General features: G+C 70.6%; 12 protein-coding genes. 3 read left to right on the top strand and 9 right to left on the bottom strand.

The genetic code is table 11. The features are described 5' to 3' along the window. Window positions 1-130: 130 nt before the first annotated feature. The 3 genes from J5V16_RS04010 to J5V16_RS04000 are packed head-to-tail and all read right to left on the bottom strand — an operon-like array spanning window position 131 to window position 3,647. Window positions 131-1,249, bottom strand: a complete 1,119-nt coding sequence (locus J5V16_RS04010; RefSeq protein WP_208494721.1) for a bifunctional 2-methylcitrate synthase/citrate synthase — start codon at window positions 1,247-1,249, stop codon at window positions 131-133. Then, complete coding sequence (gene prpB, locus J5V16_RS04005; RefSeq protein ID WP_243900724.1) at window positions 1,246-2,151, bottom strand: methylisocitrate lyase; 906 nt, start codon at window positions 2,149-2,151, stop codon at window positions 1,246-1,248. Before prpB ends, J5V16_RS04010 begins: the two co-directional genes overlap by 4 nt. Further along, entirely contained in the window at window positions 2,151-3,647 is a 1,497-nt protein-coding gene (locus J5V16_RS04000) for an MmgE/PrpD family protein (RefSeq protein ID WP_208494720.1), read from the bottom strand. Before J5V16_RS04000 ends, prpB begins: the two co-directional genes overlap by 1 nt. A gap of 131 nt (window positions 3,648-3,778) precedes the next feature. Between J5V16_RS04000 and J5V16_RS03995 the strand changes: the two genes are divergently transcribed. Beyond that, entirely contained in the window at window positions 3,779-5,179 is a 1,401-nt protein-coding gene (locus tag J5V16_RS03995) for a short-chain fatty acyl-CoA regulator family protein (protein WP_408612377.1), read from the top strand. Window positions 5,180-5,276: 97 nt separating this feature from the next. Next, entirely contained in the window at window positions 5,277-6,512 is a 1,236-nt protein-coding gene (locus tag J5V16_RS03990; protein ID WP_208494718.1) for an MFS transporter, read from the top strand. Here J5V16_RS03990 and J5V16_RS03985 read toward each other — a convergent pair. After that, the gene (locus J5V16_RS03985; RefSeq protein WP_208494717.1) at window positions 6,509-9,235 is read right to left on the bottom strand and encodes a beta-L-arabinofuranosidase domain-containing protein; all 2,727 of its coding nucleotides are present in this window, start codon (window positions 9,233-9,235) and stop codon (window positions 6,509-6,511) included. The two genes, J5V16_RS03990 and J5V16_RS03985, sit on opposite strands and share 4 nt — an antisense overlap. A 74-nt stretch (window positions 9,236-9,309) precedes the next feature. Then, complete coding sequence (locus tag J5V16_RS03980) at window positions 9,310-10,740, bottom strand: glycoside hydrolase family 43 protein (protein WP_208494716.1); 1,431 nt, start codon at window positions 10,738-10,740, stop codon at window positions 9,310-9,312. Window positions 10,741-10,996: 256 nt separating this feature from the next. Between J5V16_RS03980 and J5V16_RS03975 the strand changes: the two genes are divergently transcribed. Then, window positions 10,997-11,701 (top strand): GH12 family glycosyl hydrolase domain-containing protein, encoded by a 705-nt coding sequence (locus J5V16_RS03975; protein ID WP_208494715.1) that lies wholly within the window; start codon window positions 10,997-10,999, stop codon window positions 11,699-11,701. A 74-nt stretch (window positions 11,702-11,775) separates the two neighbouring features. On the opposite strand, the gene J5V16_RS03970 is transcribed toward J5V16_RS03975, so the two are convergent. The 4 genes from J5V16_RS03970 to J5V16_RS03955 all read right to left on the bottom strand — a co-directional run bounded on the left by J5V16_RS03970 (window position 11,776) and on the right by J5V16_RS03955 (window position 15,104). Continuing rightward, the gene (locus J5V16_RS03970) at window positions 11,776-12,480 is read right to left on the bottom strand and encodes a FadR/GntR family transcriptional regulator (RefSeq protein ID WP_208494714.1); all 705 of its coding nucleotides are present in this window, start codon (window positions 12,478-12,480) and stop codon (window positions 11,776-11,778) included. 76 nt (window positions 12,481-12,556) lie between these two features. After that, entirely contained in the window at window positions 12,557-13,204 is a 648-nt protein-coding gene (locus J5V16_RS25360) for a response regulator (RefSeq protein WP_208494713.1), read from the bottom strand. Continuing rightward, complete coding sequence (locus tag J5V16_RS03960) at window positions 13,201-14,364, bottom strand: sensor histidine kinase (RefSeq protein ID WP_208494712.1); 1,164 nt, start codon at window positions 14,362-14,364, stop codon at window positions 13,201-13,203. The genes J5V16_RS25360 and J5V16_RS03960 overlap by 4 nt, the downstream gene beginning before the upstream one ends. 11 nt (window positions 14,365-14,375) lie before the next feature. Then, the gene (locus tag J5V16_RS03955; protein ID WP_208494711.1) at window positions 14,376-15,104 is read right to left on the bottom strand and encodes a hypothetical protein; all 729 of its coding nucleotides are present in this window, start codon (window positions 15,102-15,104) and stop codon (window positions 14,376-14,378) included. Window positions 15,105-15,122 lie beyond the last annotated feature (18 nt).

Below are 15,122 nucleotides of genomic sequence, written 5' to 3'. Positions count from 1 at the left end.
CCGTTCGATCGCGTCGGTCGGATCGGCTTGGGCGCAGGCCCCGAGCATGGCCAGGCCGAGCAGCGCCGTCAGCGCCAATGTGGTGTTCGCTCGCATGGGGACAGCACATGATGCGTCGTCCCCATGCGGCTCAAGCCGCAAGCGGGATCGCGCGCTGGGCGGGTCCGGTGTAGGCGCTCAGCGGCCGGATGAGCGCGTTCGACTCCAACTGCTCGATGACATGCGCGGTCCAGCCGGTGATGCGGGACATGACGAACAGCGGCGTGAACATCGGGATGTCGAAGCCCATCAGGAAGTAGGCGGGCCCGGCCGGGAAGTCGAGGTTGGGGTGGATGCCCTTGGCCTCCATCATGGCCGCCTCCAACTCCTCGTACATCGCGACCCAGCGCTGCCCGCCGGTCAGCTCGGCCATGTCGATGAACGCGGCCTTCATGGTCGGCACCCGCGAGTCGGCGTCCTTGTAGACGCGGTGCCCGAAGCCCATCACCTTCTCCTTGGCGGCCAAGCGCTCCAGGAGCCAGCTGCGGGCCAGCGCGGGGTCCTCGATCTCGAGCATCATGCGCATGACGGCCTCGTTGGCGCCGCCGTGGAGCGGGCCTTTGAGGGCGCCGATGGCGGCGGTGACGGCCGAGTAGATGTCCGAAAGCGTGGAGGCGACGGTGCGGGCGGTGAAAGTGGAGGCGTTGAAGCTGTGCTCGGCGTAGAGGATCATCGAGATCTCGAAGCAGCGCAGCACTTCGGGTGCGGGGACGGTGCCGAAGCACATGTGGAAGAAGTTCTCGGCGAAGCCGAGAGCCGGGTCGGGGGCGATGCGGGCGAGGCCCTTGCGGCGGCGGAAGTCGTGGGCGACGACCGTGGGGAGTTTGGCGAACATCGCTTCGGCCTTGGCGCGGTTGGCGGCCGGGCTGTTGTCGTCCTCGGCGGGGTCTTCGGCGCCGAGGCAGGAGACGGCGGTGCGCAGCAGGTCCATCGGATGGCAGTTGTCGGGGACGCGGTCGACGACGGCGATGGTGGAGCGGGTGACTTCGCGTTGGGCGCCTGCGCGTTCGGTGAAGCGGGCGAGTGCGGCGGCGTCGGGCAGGTCGCCGTACCAGATGAGGTGGGCGACGGCTTCGAAGGAGCAGGAGCGGGCGAGTTCCTGAACGGGGTAGCCGCGGTAGGTGAGGGAGTTCGTCTCGGGGACGACTTCGCTGATGGCGGTGGTGTCGGCGACGACGCCTGCAAGGCCCTTGCGGATGTCGGTGCTCATGCGTCACTCCCGGGGATCTTGAAGTCGAAGAGCTGCTGGTCGAAGGCCGTGTAGGAGGCGTAGTCGACGAGTTCGTAGAGGCGGGCGCGGGTCTGCATCGCGTCCACATGGGAGGCCTGGGTGCCTTCGGCCTCGAGGGTGTCGAAAAGGTCCTCGACGGCGCCCATGGCGGCGCGGAGGCTGGAGACGGGCCAGATGACGAGGTTGTAGCCGAGGTCTTCGAGCTGCCGGGCGGTGAGCGCGGGCGAGGTGCCGAACTCGGTCATGTTGGCGAGCAGCGGGACGTCGACCGCCTTGCGGAAGGCGGCGAACTCGGCTTCGGTGCGCAGGGCCTCGGGGAAGACCATGTCGGCCCCGGCGTCCACATAGGCTTTGGCGCGGTCGATGGCCGCGTCGAGGCCTTCGACGGCGCGGGCGTCGGTGCGGGCGCAGATGACGAAGTCGGGGTCGGTGCGGGTCTGGACGGCGGCGCGCACCCGCTGCAGCATGACGGCGGCGGGCACGACCTCCTTGCCGTCGAGGTGGCCGCAGCGCTTGGGGTTGACCTGGTCTTCGAGGTGGCAGCCGGCGAGTCCGGCGTCTTCGAGCGCCGTGATCGTGCGGGCGACGTTGGCGGCCTCGCCGAAGCCGGTGTCGGCATCGATGAGGGTGGGCAGGTCGGTGGCGCGGGCGATCTGGCCGCCGCGCCCGGCGACCTCGGTGAGGGTGGTGAGCCCGATGTCGGGCAGGGCGAGGTCGGCGGCGAGCGCGGCGCCGGAGACGTAGACGCCTTCGAAGCCGCGGTCGGCGACGGCGCGGGCGACGAGCGGCGAGAACGCGCCCGGGAGGCGCTGGAGGCGGCCGGAGGCGAGGCCGGCGCGCAGCGCCCGGCGCTTCTGGGACGGTGAGATGCGTTGCGTCATCAGAAGAGTCCTCCCTGCAGGGGTGCGGTGAGCGCGCCGGGAGGGGCGGCGAGGTTGAGGGCCCGGACTTCGGCGGCGTCGAGCGTGCCGAGGCGGCAGGCGAGGTCGAGGAACCGGTCCTGTTCGGACGGTTCGATCACGCCGTCGGCGAGCGTGCGGAACTTGGCGATGTACTGGTCGCGGGCGAAGGGCCGGGCGCCGCGGGGGTGGGCCTCGGCGACGGCGAGCTCGTCGTCGATCGTGGTGCCGTCGTCGAAGACCACCGTGACGTGGCCGCCGAAGGCGCGCTTGTCCGGGTCCGGGTCGTGGTAGCGGCGGGTCCACTCCTTGTCCTCGAGGGTGCGGATCTTGCGCCACAGGGCCACGGTCGATTCGCGGTGCGCCCGTTCGGGGGTGTAGGACCGCTCGTGGTGCCAGTCGCGGTCCTCGAGGGCGACCGCGAAGATGTACATGATGGAGTGGTCGAGGGTCTCGCGGCTCGCGTCGGGATCGGTCTTCTGCGGGTCGTTCGCACCGGTGCCGATCACGTTGTGGGTGTGGTGGCTGGTGCGGATGACGACCTCGGCGATGCGCGAGAGGTCGCCGATCCGCGGCGCCAGCCGCCGGGCGAGGTCGATGAGCGCCTGGCTCTGGTACTCGGCCGAGTACTCCTTGGTGTAGGAGTCGAGGATGGCGCGCTTGGGCTCGCCGGGGGCGGGCAGCGGCACGATGTAGCGGGCGTCCGGTCCGCTGAGGAGGCGCGCGATGACGCCGTCCTCCCCCTCCCAGATCGGGGAGGGCGCGCCTTCGCCGCGCATGGCCCGGTCGACCGCTTCGACCGCGGCCTTGCCCGCGAACGCGGGCGCGTACGCCTTCCAGGAGGAGATCGCGCCCTTGCGGGACTGCCTCGTGGCCGTGGTGGTGTGCAGCGCCTGGCCGACGGCCTGGTAGACCGTCTCGGCGTCGAGGCCCATGAGCGTGCCGATGCCGGCCGCGGCCGAGGGGCCGAGGTGGGCGATGTGGTCGATCCGGTGCTCGTGCAGGCAGATCCCGCGCGCCAGGTCGATCTGCACCTCGTAGCCGGTCGCGATGCCGCGCACCAGCGCCGCCCCGTCCAGGCCCCGGTGCTGGCCCACGGCCAGGACGGGCGGGATGTTGTCGCCGGGGTGGGAGTAGTCGGCGGCGAGGAACGTGTCGTGGAAGTCCAGCTCGCGCACCGCGACCCCGTTCGCCCACGCCGCCCACTCGGGCGAGCAGCGCACCTCGGCGCCGAACACGGCCGCGCCGGGCGCGTACGGGTGCGCGAGGGCCTGGGCGCGGGCGTTGGCCACCGGGCGGCGGGCGAGCGACGCGGCCGCGACGGCGGCGTTGTCGATGACCCGGTTGCCGATCATCTCGGCGACCTCGGGCTCGACCGGGACGGGGTCGATCGCGACCTGCGCGATCTTCCAGGCCAACTGCTCCTCGCGGGCCAGGTCCTCGCGCGAGGCGTGGGCGCGGACGGGATGCTCGATCATGCGGCGGCTCCTTCTGGGTTATCTTCACAGTATGTACAGCCGCCGATCCCGTTGAAAGCACTGAACATGTGGTTTCTTGTGGAAATATCGGCGCTGTTTTGTGAATGTTGTGAAAGGACCACTCGATGGCGTTGAAGACCGCCAAGGTCGGGCTGCGGCTGCGCCGGTTCCGCGAGGAGCAGGGCCTCACCCAGGCCTCGCTCGCGACCGCGCTGGGCATCTCCACGAGCTACGTGAACCAGATGGAGTCGAACCAGCGGCCCCTCACCGGCCCGGTGCTGCTGCGCCTCGCCGAGGTCTTCGACGTGGACGTGCAGCGCTTCTCCGCGGCCGAGAGCGACCGGCTCGACGCCCAGCTGCGCGACGCCCTCGCCGACACCGCCCACGCCGAGCAGGTCTCCCCCGGCCAGACCCGCGAATTCGCCGAGGGCATGCCCGAACTCGCGCGCTACGTCGTCGACCTGCACCGCCGCTACCGCCACGCCGTCGAGCGCAACACCGCCATGAGCGCCGAACTGGACGCCGGGGCCGCGCCCACGGCGTACGAGGAGGTGCGGGACCTGTTCTACGCCAAGCGCAACTACGTCGCCGAACTCGACCAGGCCGCTGAAGGCATTGCGGCGCAATTGGACCCCTCCGACCTCGCGGCCGAGCTCACGCGGCTCCTCGCCGACCGGCACGGCACCACCGTCGCCGCGCTCGCCCCCGAGGAGCAGGCCAAGCGCCGCTTCGACCCCGACGGCCGCGTCCTGCGCGTCTCGCCGCTGCTCTCCCCCGGCCAGCGCGCGTTCCAGCTCGCGACGCACCTCGCGCTGGCCGGACACGCGGACCTCATCGACGCCTTGGTGGCCGCGGCGGACCTGTCGGGGCCGGAGGCGCGGTCGCTGGCGCGGATCGGGCTGGCGAACTACTTCGCGGGGGCGCTGATCCTGCCGTACGGGGTGTTCCGGGGCGCGGCCGAGGAGCTGCGGTACGACATCGACCTGCTGCAGCGGCGGTTCCGGGTGGGCTGGGAGACGGTGGCGCACCGGTTGAGCACGCTGCAGCGGCCGGGGGCGCGGGGCGTGCCGTTCTTCTTCGTGCGGGTGGACCGGGCGGGGAACATCTCGAAGCGGCAGTCGGCCACGGACTTCCACTTCTCGCGCGTGGGCGGCAGCTGTCCCCTGTGGAATGTGTACGAGGCGTTCGCGCATCCCGGGGAGATCCGCACCCAGTCGGCGCAGATGCCGGACGGGCGGGCGTACCTGTGGGTGGCGCGGACGGTGACGCGCCGGTACGGCGGGTACGGGACGCCGGCGAAGACGTTCGCGATCGGCCTGGGCTGCGACCTGCACCATGCGCATCGGCTCGTCTACGGGGACGGCCTGGACCTGGCGAGCCCGGCCGCTTTGACGCCGATCGGGCCGGGCTGCAAGGTGTGCGACCGCTCGGGCTGCCCGCAGCGGGCGTTCCCGGCGATCGGCCGCCCGCTGGACGTGACCGACCACCGAAGCGGATTCACGCCGTACCCGTCCTCCAGAGGTCGTATCTGACAACCCGTCGAATTCGTTTGTCGAACGCCGCACCCCGGTGCAAGCTGGGGACCGGGCCTGTCCTGCGCCCGCTCCGCCGCCGCCCGATTGGACCGCCGTGACCCGCGCCGCCCTGCCCGCCCGCACCGATCCCGCGCTCGTGGCCTGGCGCAACGCCGTGTTCGCGGTGTTCGCGCTCTCGGGGTTCGTGTTCGCGAACTGGGCCGCGCGAGTCCCGAACATGCGCGACCTCCTGGGCGCGACCACGCAGGAGATGGGCGTACTCATCCTGGGGCTCTCGGCCGGGGCGATGCTCGGCCTGATCGCCTCGGGGCACGTGGTGGCGCATCTGGGGGCGACGGCCGCGATCCGGTGGTTCCTCGGACTGACGGCGGCCGGGCTGATCGCGATCGGCCTGATCGCCGGGTTCGCGCCGTCCTACTGGGCGCTGTTCGCGGCGCTGATGGTGCTCGGGGCGGGCAACTCGGTGCTGGACGTGGCGATGAACCTCTCCGGCGCGGCGAACGAGCGGCGGATCGGCAGGACGCTGATGCCGATGTTCCACGCGGGCTTCAGCGTCGGCACGATGCTCGGCGCGGGCCTGGGAGCGCTGACCGAGCAGCTGGGCGTCACCGCGGGCTGGCACCTCACGGTCGTGGGCCTCGCGGTGCTGTCCGTCTCGGTGTACGTGGTCAAGTTCCTGCAGCCGGCCGAGGAGCCGCGCGAGGCCGAGCCGGGCGAGAAGGCCGGGTGGCGCACCCGCCTGGCGGCCTGGACGGACGTGCGGGTCCTGCTCATCGGCCTCATCATCCTCGGCATGGCGTTCACCGAGGGCACCGCGAACGACTGGCTGGGCCTGGCGATGGTCGACGGGTACGGGCTCACCAACCCCGGCGGAGCGGCGGTGTTCGCCGTGTTCGTGACCGCGATGACGCTGGGACGCATGGGCGGCGGCTGGTTCCTCGACCGGTTCGGGCGCGTGCCCGTGCTGGCCGGCTCGGCGCTGCTGGCGCTCGTCGGCCTGCTGCTGGTGATCATCGGCCCGACCGCGCCGGTCGCCATCGTCGGCACGGTCCTGTGGGGCGTCGGCGCGTCGCTGGGCTTCCCGGTGGGCATGTCGGCCGCGGCGGACGACCCGGAGAAGGCGACCGCGAACGTGGCGGTGGTGGCGACCGTGGGCTACTGCGCGTTCCTCATCGGCCCGCCGCTGATCGGCCTGCTGGGCGAGAGCGCGGGGCTGCGGAACGCGTTCTACGTGGTGCTCGTGCTCGTGGCGATCGCGCTGGTCTGCTCGCCCGCGGCGCGCAAGCCGGGTTCGGCCCGCGCGCCGCAGACGAGTCGGGACGCCGGTTAGACGAACTTCCAGAGGTGGTCGGCGGCGCCCGTGTCGTCCCACGTGATGATCTGGGCGCCTTGGGTCTTCGAGGCGTTCTGGACGCCGAGGACCTTGCCGCCGTTGGCGCATTGGATGCGGAAGGCCCCGTTCGAGCCGTACCGCAGCCGCCAGCGGTGGTCGTTGGTGCCGTTGTCGTCCCACTGCATGACGCGCGCGCCCGCGGCGGTGGAGGCGTTCTCCACGCCGAGGACCTTGCCGCTGTTGCCGTTGCGCAGCTTGAAGTAGCCGCCGGTGTCAAGCACCGCGGTCCAGAAGTGGTCGGCGGTGCCGGTGCTCCCCCACTGGACCGCGAGGCCGCCGTTGGCGGTCGACATGTTCTGGACGCCGATGACCATGCCGCTGTTGACGTTCTGGATGCGGCGGGCCCCGTCGGGCACGAAGCGCCAGAGGTTGTCGGCGGTCCCGTTGTCGGAGTCCTGCACGGCTTGGCCCCCGGCGGCGGTCGAGGCGTTGAGGATCGCCAGGAGCTTCCCGGTGTGGGCGTTGCGGACCTTGTGCCGGCCGTCGCCGTTGTCGACGATCGCCCACAGGTGGTCGGCGGTGCCGTTGTCGCCCCATTGCAGGACGCGGGCGTTGTCGGTGGTCGACATGCCCTCGACGCCGAGGACGAGCCCGGAGTTGCGGTTGCGGAGCTTCACGTTCGACCCGTCGACGACGAGCTCCCACTTGTGGTCGGCGGTGTTCGTGTCGTTCCACTGCAGTGCGAGTCCGCCTGCGGCCGTTGACATGTCCTGCACGCCGAGCACGAGGTTCGAGTTCGCGTTGTAGAGCTTGAACGCGGGGGTCGTGGTCGAGCCGTCCCCTGAGGCGTTCCAGTAGACGGTGTAGTTGTGGCCGTGGGCGTCGTAGAACGGGCCGAGGTTCACCTGGGCGCCGTCGGCGGTGGCGGTGAACGCGAGGGAGGTGGTGCTGGTCCGCTCGATCGAGTCCACGTCGAGCGAGGGCAGGGTGCCGAGCGCGGTGTTCCCGTAGTTGCCGGACAGGACCGTGGGCCCGAAGACCGCCGCCGCCACGTTCTCGTCGTCGTTGGCCGCCTGCATCTTCAGGCTCATCGGGAGCTTCACGGTGACCGTGTCGCCGGAGGCCCACGTGCGGGTCAGGGCGGCGTAGGTGCCGGGGGTCGCGGTGATGTTCTGGGTCTGGCCGTTGACGCTGATCACCGCACCCGAGGTCCACGCAGGGATGCGCAGGCGCATCGTCCAGGAGCCCGAGACGGTGCCGGTCACGGTGAGGGTCGTCGTGTCGCTCACCGGGTACGACGTGGACTGCACCACGGTGATGCCGCGCTCGGTCCAGTTCAGGCGCGAGGGCGTGTAAAGGTTGACGTAGAGGGTCGTGTCGGCTTTGAAGTACACCGAGTCCATGAGCTTGGTGAACGTCTCGAGGGCCGTGCCCTGGCAGCACCAGAACGAGTTGTAGTCGGTGCTCCAGGTGCCGCCGCCCCAGGCCGGGCCGACGCCGCGGCGCCCGCCCGGGTTCAAGGACGTGAAGTAGGTGATGTGCCCGTGCGCGTCGGCGGGGTTCTGCCAGCCGATGAGGTGGTTGAGCAGGGCCCGCTCGTAGTAGTCGAAGTAGGCGGCGTTGTTCGGGTCGAGGAGCCACAGCTCGCGGGTGAGGCGGAGCATGTTGTAGGTGTTGCAGCCCTCGCACGTGTCGGTGTCGAGGTACCGGGCGATGGCGTTGGGGGCGCGGAAGTGCTCGGCCTCGCTGTTGCCGCCGATCACGTACGTGTGGGCGCCGACCACGATGTTCCAGAAGTTCCGGGCGATGTCGCGGTAGCGGGTCGTGCCGGTGGCCTTGTACTCGCGGGCGGCCCCGATCATCTTGGGCACCTGCGTGTTCGCGTGCAGGCCGTTGAGCTGGTCCTGGTTGTTCGCGAGCGGGTCGAAGACCGCGGCGTGGTCGAACCGCTTCGCGACGGTCAACCAGCGCTCGGTGCCCGTCTGCTGGTAGAGGTCGGCGAAGACGGTGTTCATGCCGCCGAACTCGACGCGCAGCACGTTCTGCATCTGGGTGGTCGAGAGCCGGGCGGTGCGGGCGTCGACCCATGCGGCGAAGCTGAGGAGCACGTCGCGGGCCTGGGTGGAGCCCATGAGCCGCCACACGTCGAGGAGGCCGGCGAGGGTCTTGTGGAGGCAGTAGTAGAGGACGTCGCCCTTGGTGCCGTTCTCGAGGGCGTCGAAGTTGGATTCGGGGAACCCGCTGAGGTACCCGGCGGCGAATCCGGCGGCGGCGTTGTTGGCCTGGCACTTGGCGAGTTCGGCGACCATGGTGTTCGCCTTGTCGCGGCAGGTCGTGTCGCCGAGGACGGCCCACGCTTGGGCCCAAGCGGTGAGGAAGTGGCCCTGCATGTGGGTGCGGAAGGGGAAGTCGGGGGCGTCCCAGCCGCCGTTCGGGGCCGCGCCCGCCGTGGACAGCTTGTGGGTGGCGCGGAAGTTGTAGAGCAGGCGGTTGACGTCGACGAAGCGCAGGTAGGCGAGGGTGCGGTTCTGGTTCTCGAGCCAGCGTCCGGCGTTCAGGGTGACCTGGCCGAGCGGGAATTCGTGTGCGGCGGCCCCGAAGTCGGGCCTGGCGGGGGCGATCGCGGCCTGCGCCTGGGTTCCGCCGGTGACGGGTGCGGCGGTGGCTACGGCGGCAACGCCGGCGGCTTGGATGAGGCGGCGGCGGCTGACATTGGACATGCGTGTCTCCAGAGGGATTTCGAGGGAGGCCCGGCGCGGGCGGTGGGTCCCGCGCCGGGCGGTCTGGTCGGGAATCAGGTGGTGACGCGGAAGGTCGCGTCGGCCCGTTCCTGGGTGGTGCTCACGGGGTCGAGCCGCAGCGCGTACCCGTAGTGGCGGATGTAGCGGGTCGGGAAGTTGTACGAGGTGAACGAGCTCCAGGAGGAGTCGGCGAGCCCCGCGACCCGGTTGAAGGTGGCGTCGGCGTTGAACGTGCCGCCCGATTCCCTGGGGGCGAGTACGAAGTCGTAGTTGACGTGCCGCAGGAAGTGCCCGGGGAAGTTCACGGACTCGAAGGAGACCGCGCTCGAGGAGGCCAGGCCGGGCACGAGCCGGAACTGGGCGTCCTGGGCGGGGTTCACGCCGGGGTCGATGCGCACGTCCATGTTGTAGTGGCGCACGTAGCGGTCCTGGTAGTTGTAGGACTGGAGCCGGTTGAACACCGGCGCCTGGTAGCGGTTGAGGACCCGCGTCTCCTCGGCCTGGGTGAGGTTGAGGATGAAGCCGTGCCGTTTGAGGTTGGCGCCCATGCTGTAGCCCGAGGCGATGCGGTAGCCGGAGACTGCGGCGGGGTTGGTGGTGACGACGGGCAGGTAGCCGCGGCCGGTGGCGTACTGGTCGAGCCACAGCGCCCATTCGTTGCGGTCGTTGAACTTCGCCCACATCGGGCCTTCGACGCCGCCGCCGGTGAGGCCGGAGAGGTCGCCGAGGCGGGTCCAGGTGCCGGTGAGGGAGTTGCCGCCCTCGATGACGATCTGGGTGGTCTTGGAGGCGCGGTAGTAGCGGTAGTCGCCGGTGTTGGCCTCGATGATCTGGGTGTCGATGAGCTGCTCGGACCCGGCGAGGTTGATGTAGACCTGCGGGCTGGTGATGGTGCGGAAGTCGGTGGTGCGCGCGCTCCAGATGCGGTGCTTCTTGATGCCGTTCAGGGTCGAGTTGGTGGCCCAGTAGAGCAGGAAGTTCCCGGCGGAGGCGTCCCAGATGGCCTCGGGCGCCCAGGCGTCGCCGGCGTCGCCGATGTTGGCGGCGACCGGGAGCAGCCAGGGGATCGACCAGTTGACGAGGTCGGTCGACTCCCAGACGACGAGGTTGCGGCTGCCGACGTGCTGCGCGTCGGTCCAGGACGTGCCCGATCCGATGTGGAGGTCGGTGGCGACGATCCAGTACCGGTTGCCGGCGGGGTTGCGCACGATGATGGGGTCGCGGACGCCCTTGGTGCCGATGGGGGTGCGCAGGACGATCTGGCCGCGGTTGAGGTCGGTCCAGTTGAGGCCGTTGTCGGAGTGGGCGAGGTAGATCTGCTCGCCGCCGGAGCCTTCGCCGATGAAGTGGGCCATGAGATAGCCGGTGTAAGCGGTCTGGGCCGCCGCGGGTGATGCCGGGAGCAGCGCGGCGGCGGGGAGGGCGGCCGCGGCGGCGATGAGCCCACGGCGGCTGAGACCTTGCGGTCTTGAGGGTGTCGACATTGACTCTCCAGGGTTCGTGCAGTCGAAAATGATGATGTGAAGGGTAACAATCGACATCGACGTAGTCAATATCCTCGATATTCAACGAGAGCGCTCCCGCGCGGCACCGCCCCTGAGGGCCGATCGGTTTGTCAATATTTGGAATCAAGTATTCACGTATGGACATGAACTTTGTTACATGATCTAATCAACCCATCGATGTTCGTACATCTACGAATGTTTCAGGACGAACTCCCGCGAGAAAGGCGAATCCTTCATGCAGCGCAGATCGCTCCTCACCGCAGCACTGGCCGCACCGCTGGCCACCGTCGGCGCCGTCGGCGCCCTCCAGTCCCCCGCGCAGGCCGCCGCCTGGTCCACCTCCGACGACTGGGGGAAGTGGACCACCGGCGCGTACACCGTCAACAACCACGTCTGGGGCAGCGGCGCCGGCGACCAGTCCATCTGGGCGAACTCCCACTCCAACTGGGGCGTGTGGGCGAACCATCCGAACACCGGCGGCGTCAAGTCCTACCCGCACGTCGCCTACCAGCTCGGGCGCGACGTGTGGAACATGGGCAACGTCTCCAGCAACCACAACGTCTCCGTCCCCACCGGCTCCAACCTCGCCTACTGCACCACCTACGACGTGTGGGGCAACGACCACGACTACGAGATCATGATCTGGACGCAGTGGCACGGCGCCGTCGGACCGATCGGCTCCTACGTCACCGACGTCAGCCTCGGCGGCCGCTCCTGGGCGTACTACCAGGGCAGCAACGGCTCCAACGCCGTGCACAGCTTCCTGGCGCGCCAGCACACCACCAACTCCTGGGTGGACATCACCGCGCACGCCCAGTGGCTGGTCGCCAACGGCCGCATGCCGCGGGTGACCATCGGCGAGATCGCGTTCGGCTTCGAGATCACCTCGTCGACCGGCGGCTACAACTTCAACTGCAACAGCTACGACGTGTGGGCGTAGCGCACTCAAGGACCGCCGGGCCGATGTGCCCGGCGGTCCTGTTGCGCGGAAAGGAAAGCGGCCCTGAGGCGACCCTAGCGGCGCGAATGCACGTATTCGAGCAGGTCGCCGCGGGTCTGGTCCATGTGGCTGGCCATCGCGTCGCGGGCGGCGAGCCGGTCGCCGGAGGCGAGCGCGGCGACGATCGCGGTGTGCTCGGCGATGGCGTGCTCGCGGATCTCGGCGACGGCGCTGGTCTCGCTGCGGGTCTCGGCGAGCATCACGGTGAGCGGCAGCAGGGCCGCCACGAGGATGCGGTTGTCGGCGGCGTGGAGGATGACGTCGTGGAAGGCGAGGTCGGCGGCGACGAACGCGGCCACGTCGGTCTTCGCGTGCGCGGCCTTCATGCGCTCGATCTGCTCGCGCAGCGCGTCGAGGTCGGTGTCGGAGCGGCGCTCGGCCGCGAGCTGGGCCGCGCCGGTCTCGATCATCATGCGCACTTCGAGCAGTTCGAGCGAGGACCGCTCCCGCTCCCCCGCGCTGCGGGCGTGCCGCACGACCGCCTCGAGCCCGGTCCACTGCGCGACGGGCGCGACCCGGTGGCGCCGGCCCGGCACCTGCACGATCACGCCCTGTGCCTGCAGCAGCCGCACCGCCTCGCGCAGCGTCAGCCGCGAGACGTGCAGGTCCTCGGCGAGCACGCCCTCAGGCGGCAGCGGTTCTCCCGGTCGCAGCTTGCCGTCGATGATGGCGTCGAGGACCTGTTCGACCACCTCGTGCGTCCGTGACGCTCGCGCCATCGGCCCTCCTCCTCTGAATGCCGCCAGCGTAAGCCCATCGGCGAGCCGCCGGGGAACGAGGTCGCAACTGGATCGGTCAGGCCGTCACCTGCCCGGTGGACCACGCCCACGCGGCGATCTCGACCCGGTTGCGCACCCCGAGGCGGCGCTGCACGTTCGCCAGATGGTTCTTGACGGTGCCCGCGCTGATGAACAGCTCCCCCGCGATCTCGGTGTTGGTGCGCCCGCGCGCGACGAGCCGCACGACCTCGAGCTCGCGTTCACTCAGGGCCTCACCGGTGCTCGTGGGGGCCTGGGGCGGGATCATCTTGCGCAGCAGCTTGACCGTGATCTGCGGGCTGATGAGGGTCTCGCCCGAGACGGCCGCGCGGATCGCCTCGATGACGAGGTTCGGGCCGGAGCGCTTGAGCAGGTAGCCGCACGCGCCGTCCCGCAAGGCGGTGTAGACGTACTCGTCGAGGTCGAACGTGGTCACCACGACCACCTTCAGCGGCTCGGCCGCCTCCGGTCCGGCGAGGCGGCGGGTGAGTTCGAGCCCGTCCATCACCGGCATCCGGATGTCCGCCAGGACCACATCGGGGCGCAGCAGCTCGGCCTGGGCGAGCGCGCTCTTCCCGTCGGCGGCCTCGGCGACCACCCGCATGTCGGGCTGCGCGTCGATCACCATGCGGAAGGCCTCGCGGATGCCCTCCTGGTCGTCGGCGATGAGGACCCGGATGGTCACGGTGCCACTCCTTCACTGATCGAACGGTCCTGCAAGGGAAGTACGAGAACGATTCGCCAACCCGAGGGCTCGCGCGGCCCGGCGCGGCAGCTCCCGCCGAGGCTCTCGGCGCGCTCGGCCATCCCGGCGAGGCCGAGCCCGGAGGAGTCCCGGGCGGCCTGCTTCGGCGCGCCCCGGCCGTCGTCCTCGATGCGCAGCTCCAGCGACCCGTCCACTTCGGAGACGACGATCGATACCGTTGCGGCCGTGGGGGCGTGGCGGCGCACGTTCGTCAGCGCCTCGGTGACGGCCCGGTGGACCACCGCGCCCGATTCGCGCGGCACCGGCCGGGCGATCCGGAGGTCAAGCGCCGCTTGAGGACCGCCGCCCGCATTGAAACGCGCGATCAGCTCGGCGAGGTCGTCCACTCCGCCGACCGGCGCGCGGGCCGCCTCGCCCGGGTCGCGCAGCAAGGCGAGGGTCCGGTCCATCGACCCGAGCGCCCGGACACCGGCGATCTCGATGCGCTCCAACAGCTTCGCCAGCTCCGGCCGGTCCGCACCGAACACGAACCGGCCCGCCTGGGCCTGCGCCACGATCTCGCTGATGTCATGGGCCACGAAGTCGTGCAGGTCGTTCGCCAGATCGAGCCGCTGCTCCCGCCGGGCGTCGGCCACCGCCCGGCGGCGCCCGAACGCCAGCCACCGCAGATACGCCCCCGCCACGGCCGCCCCGACAGCGGGAACCAGCCACACCGCACTCACGGCGGCCGCCTCGATCACCGTGCCCGCCAGGGCGAACCGCTGCCAGGCCAGCGCGGTCGCCAACGCCGGCGCGACGGCCGCGAACCCACCGGCCACACCGCCCGACCACCGCACCACCAGATACACGGTGAGCGTCAACGCCCCCGACTCGACCAGCAGCCACACCCCGGTCGCGCCCGGCGTCTCCGGCTGCCCACCCGGGTAGGCGACGCGAACGAGCACCGTCGCCACCACCGAAGCGGCCGCCGCCAGCAGGGCGACGGCGGGCACGAACCGCCGCAGCCGCGGCCACCAGACACCGCACGCCGCCAGCAGCAGGCCGACCGTGCACACCCCGATGAGATGCACCGCAGGCGAAGGCCGCACCCACAGCATCCCGTAACCGAGCACGAGCACCCCGACGACCGCGATCGGCAACCGCGCGAACCTCATCGGGCCCGATTCGCGAACACGGCCTCGACCTCGACCAGCGGCTCCCGCGAGGCCCGGGTGCGGGCGCCCGCCCGCGCCTCGGCCAGCGCCGCCCGCAGTTCGCCGCCGGACAACCAGGCGATGACCTGCGCGTCCCGGCCGCCCCAGAACGCGTTCGTCAACCGGGGCACGCCGCCCTTCCAGCTCACCGAGTACTGCAGCAGGTCCCGAAGCTCGACGGCCGCGGCCCGACACCCGAGTGCGGCGGTCCACTCGTCGAGGTAGGGCTTGAGCTCGTCTTCGGCGTTCGCGATGGCGCACAACACGACATCGGCGCCCCAGTTATCGGGATCCCCGGTCAGGACCTCCCGCCAGCACGCCCGCAGTACCCCGCGGATCGCCGCCTGCTCGGGCTCGGCCCAGGTCGACCACCCCGCGACCCGCAGCCGCCCGGCCAGCGGCTCGAGATCAGGCCAGTTGAATCCTTCGGTACAGGCGATCTCGAAGATCCGCGGCAGGAAGTACCGGTAGTCCGCCACATCACCGACCGTGAGCAGCACATCGGTCGCATACGCCCGCAACTGGTCGGCGCTCAACTCCCGCAAGGGCACCGGACCCAGCAGCACTCCGGCCTCCGGTGCCGACAAGCAGTGCTCGCACCGCTCGATCGCCTTCGGGCGCGGCACCGACCCGAACGCGGCGTACAGCCGCTCGATGGCGGCGGCGAGGGACTCGGGAGGAAGCACCCGCCGACTATAGACAGA

Source organism: Glycomyces niveus (assembly GCF_017592475.1).
GTDB classification, from domain to species: Bacteria; Actinomycetota; Actinomycetes; order Mycobacteriales; family Micromonosporaceae; genus Glycomyces; species Glycomyces niveus.
Note: the sequence above shows the minus strand (reverse complement) of the source record. Positions and strands in the feature narration are given on the sequence as shown.

Bases quoted from the DNA above. Each gene is read 5' to 3' on its own strand.
- J5V16_RS04010 (WP_208494721.1), bottom strand. From the start codon at position 1,249: ATGAGCACCGACATCCGCAAGGGCCTTGCAGGCGTCGTCGCCGACACC.
- prpB (WP_243900724.1), bottom strand. From the start codon at position 2,151: ATGACGCAACGCATCTCACCGTCCCAGAAGCGCCGGGCGCTGCGCGCC.
- J5V16_RS04000 (WP_208494720.1), bottom strand. From the start codon at position 3,647: ATGATCGAGCATCCCGTCCGCGCCCACGCCTCGCGCGAGGACCTGGCC.
- J5V16_RS03985 (WP_208494717.1), bottom strand. From the start codon at position 9,235: ATGTCCAATGTCAGCCGCCGCCGCCTCATCCAAGCCGCCGGCGTTGCC.
- J5V16_RS03980 (WP_208494716.1), bottom strand. From the start codon at position 10,740: ATGTCGACACCCTCAAGACCGCAAGGTCTCAGCCGCCGTGGGCTCATC.
- J5V16_RS03975 (WP_208494715.1), top strand. From the start codon at position 10,997: ATGCAGCGCAGATCGCTCCTCACCGCAGCACTGGCCGCACCGCTGGCC.
- J5V16_RS03970 (WP_208494714.1), bottom strand. From the start codon at position 12,480: ATGGCGCGAGCGTCACGGACGCACGAGGTGGTCGAACAGGTCCTCGAC.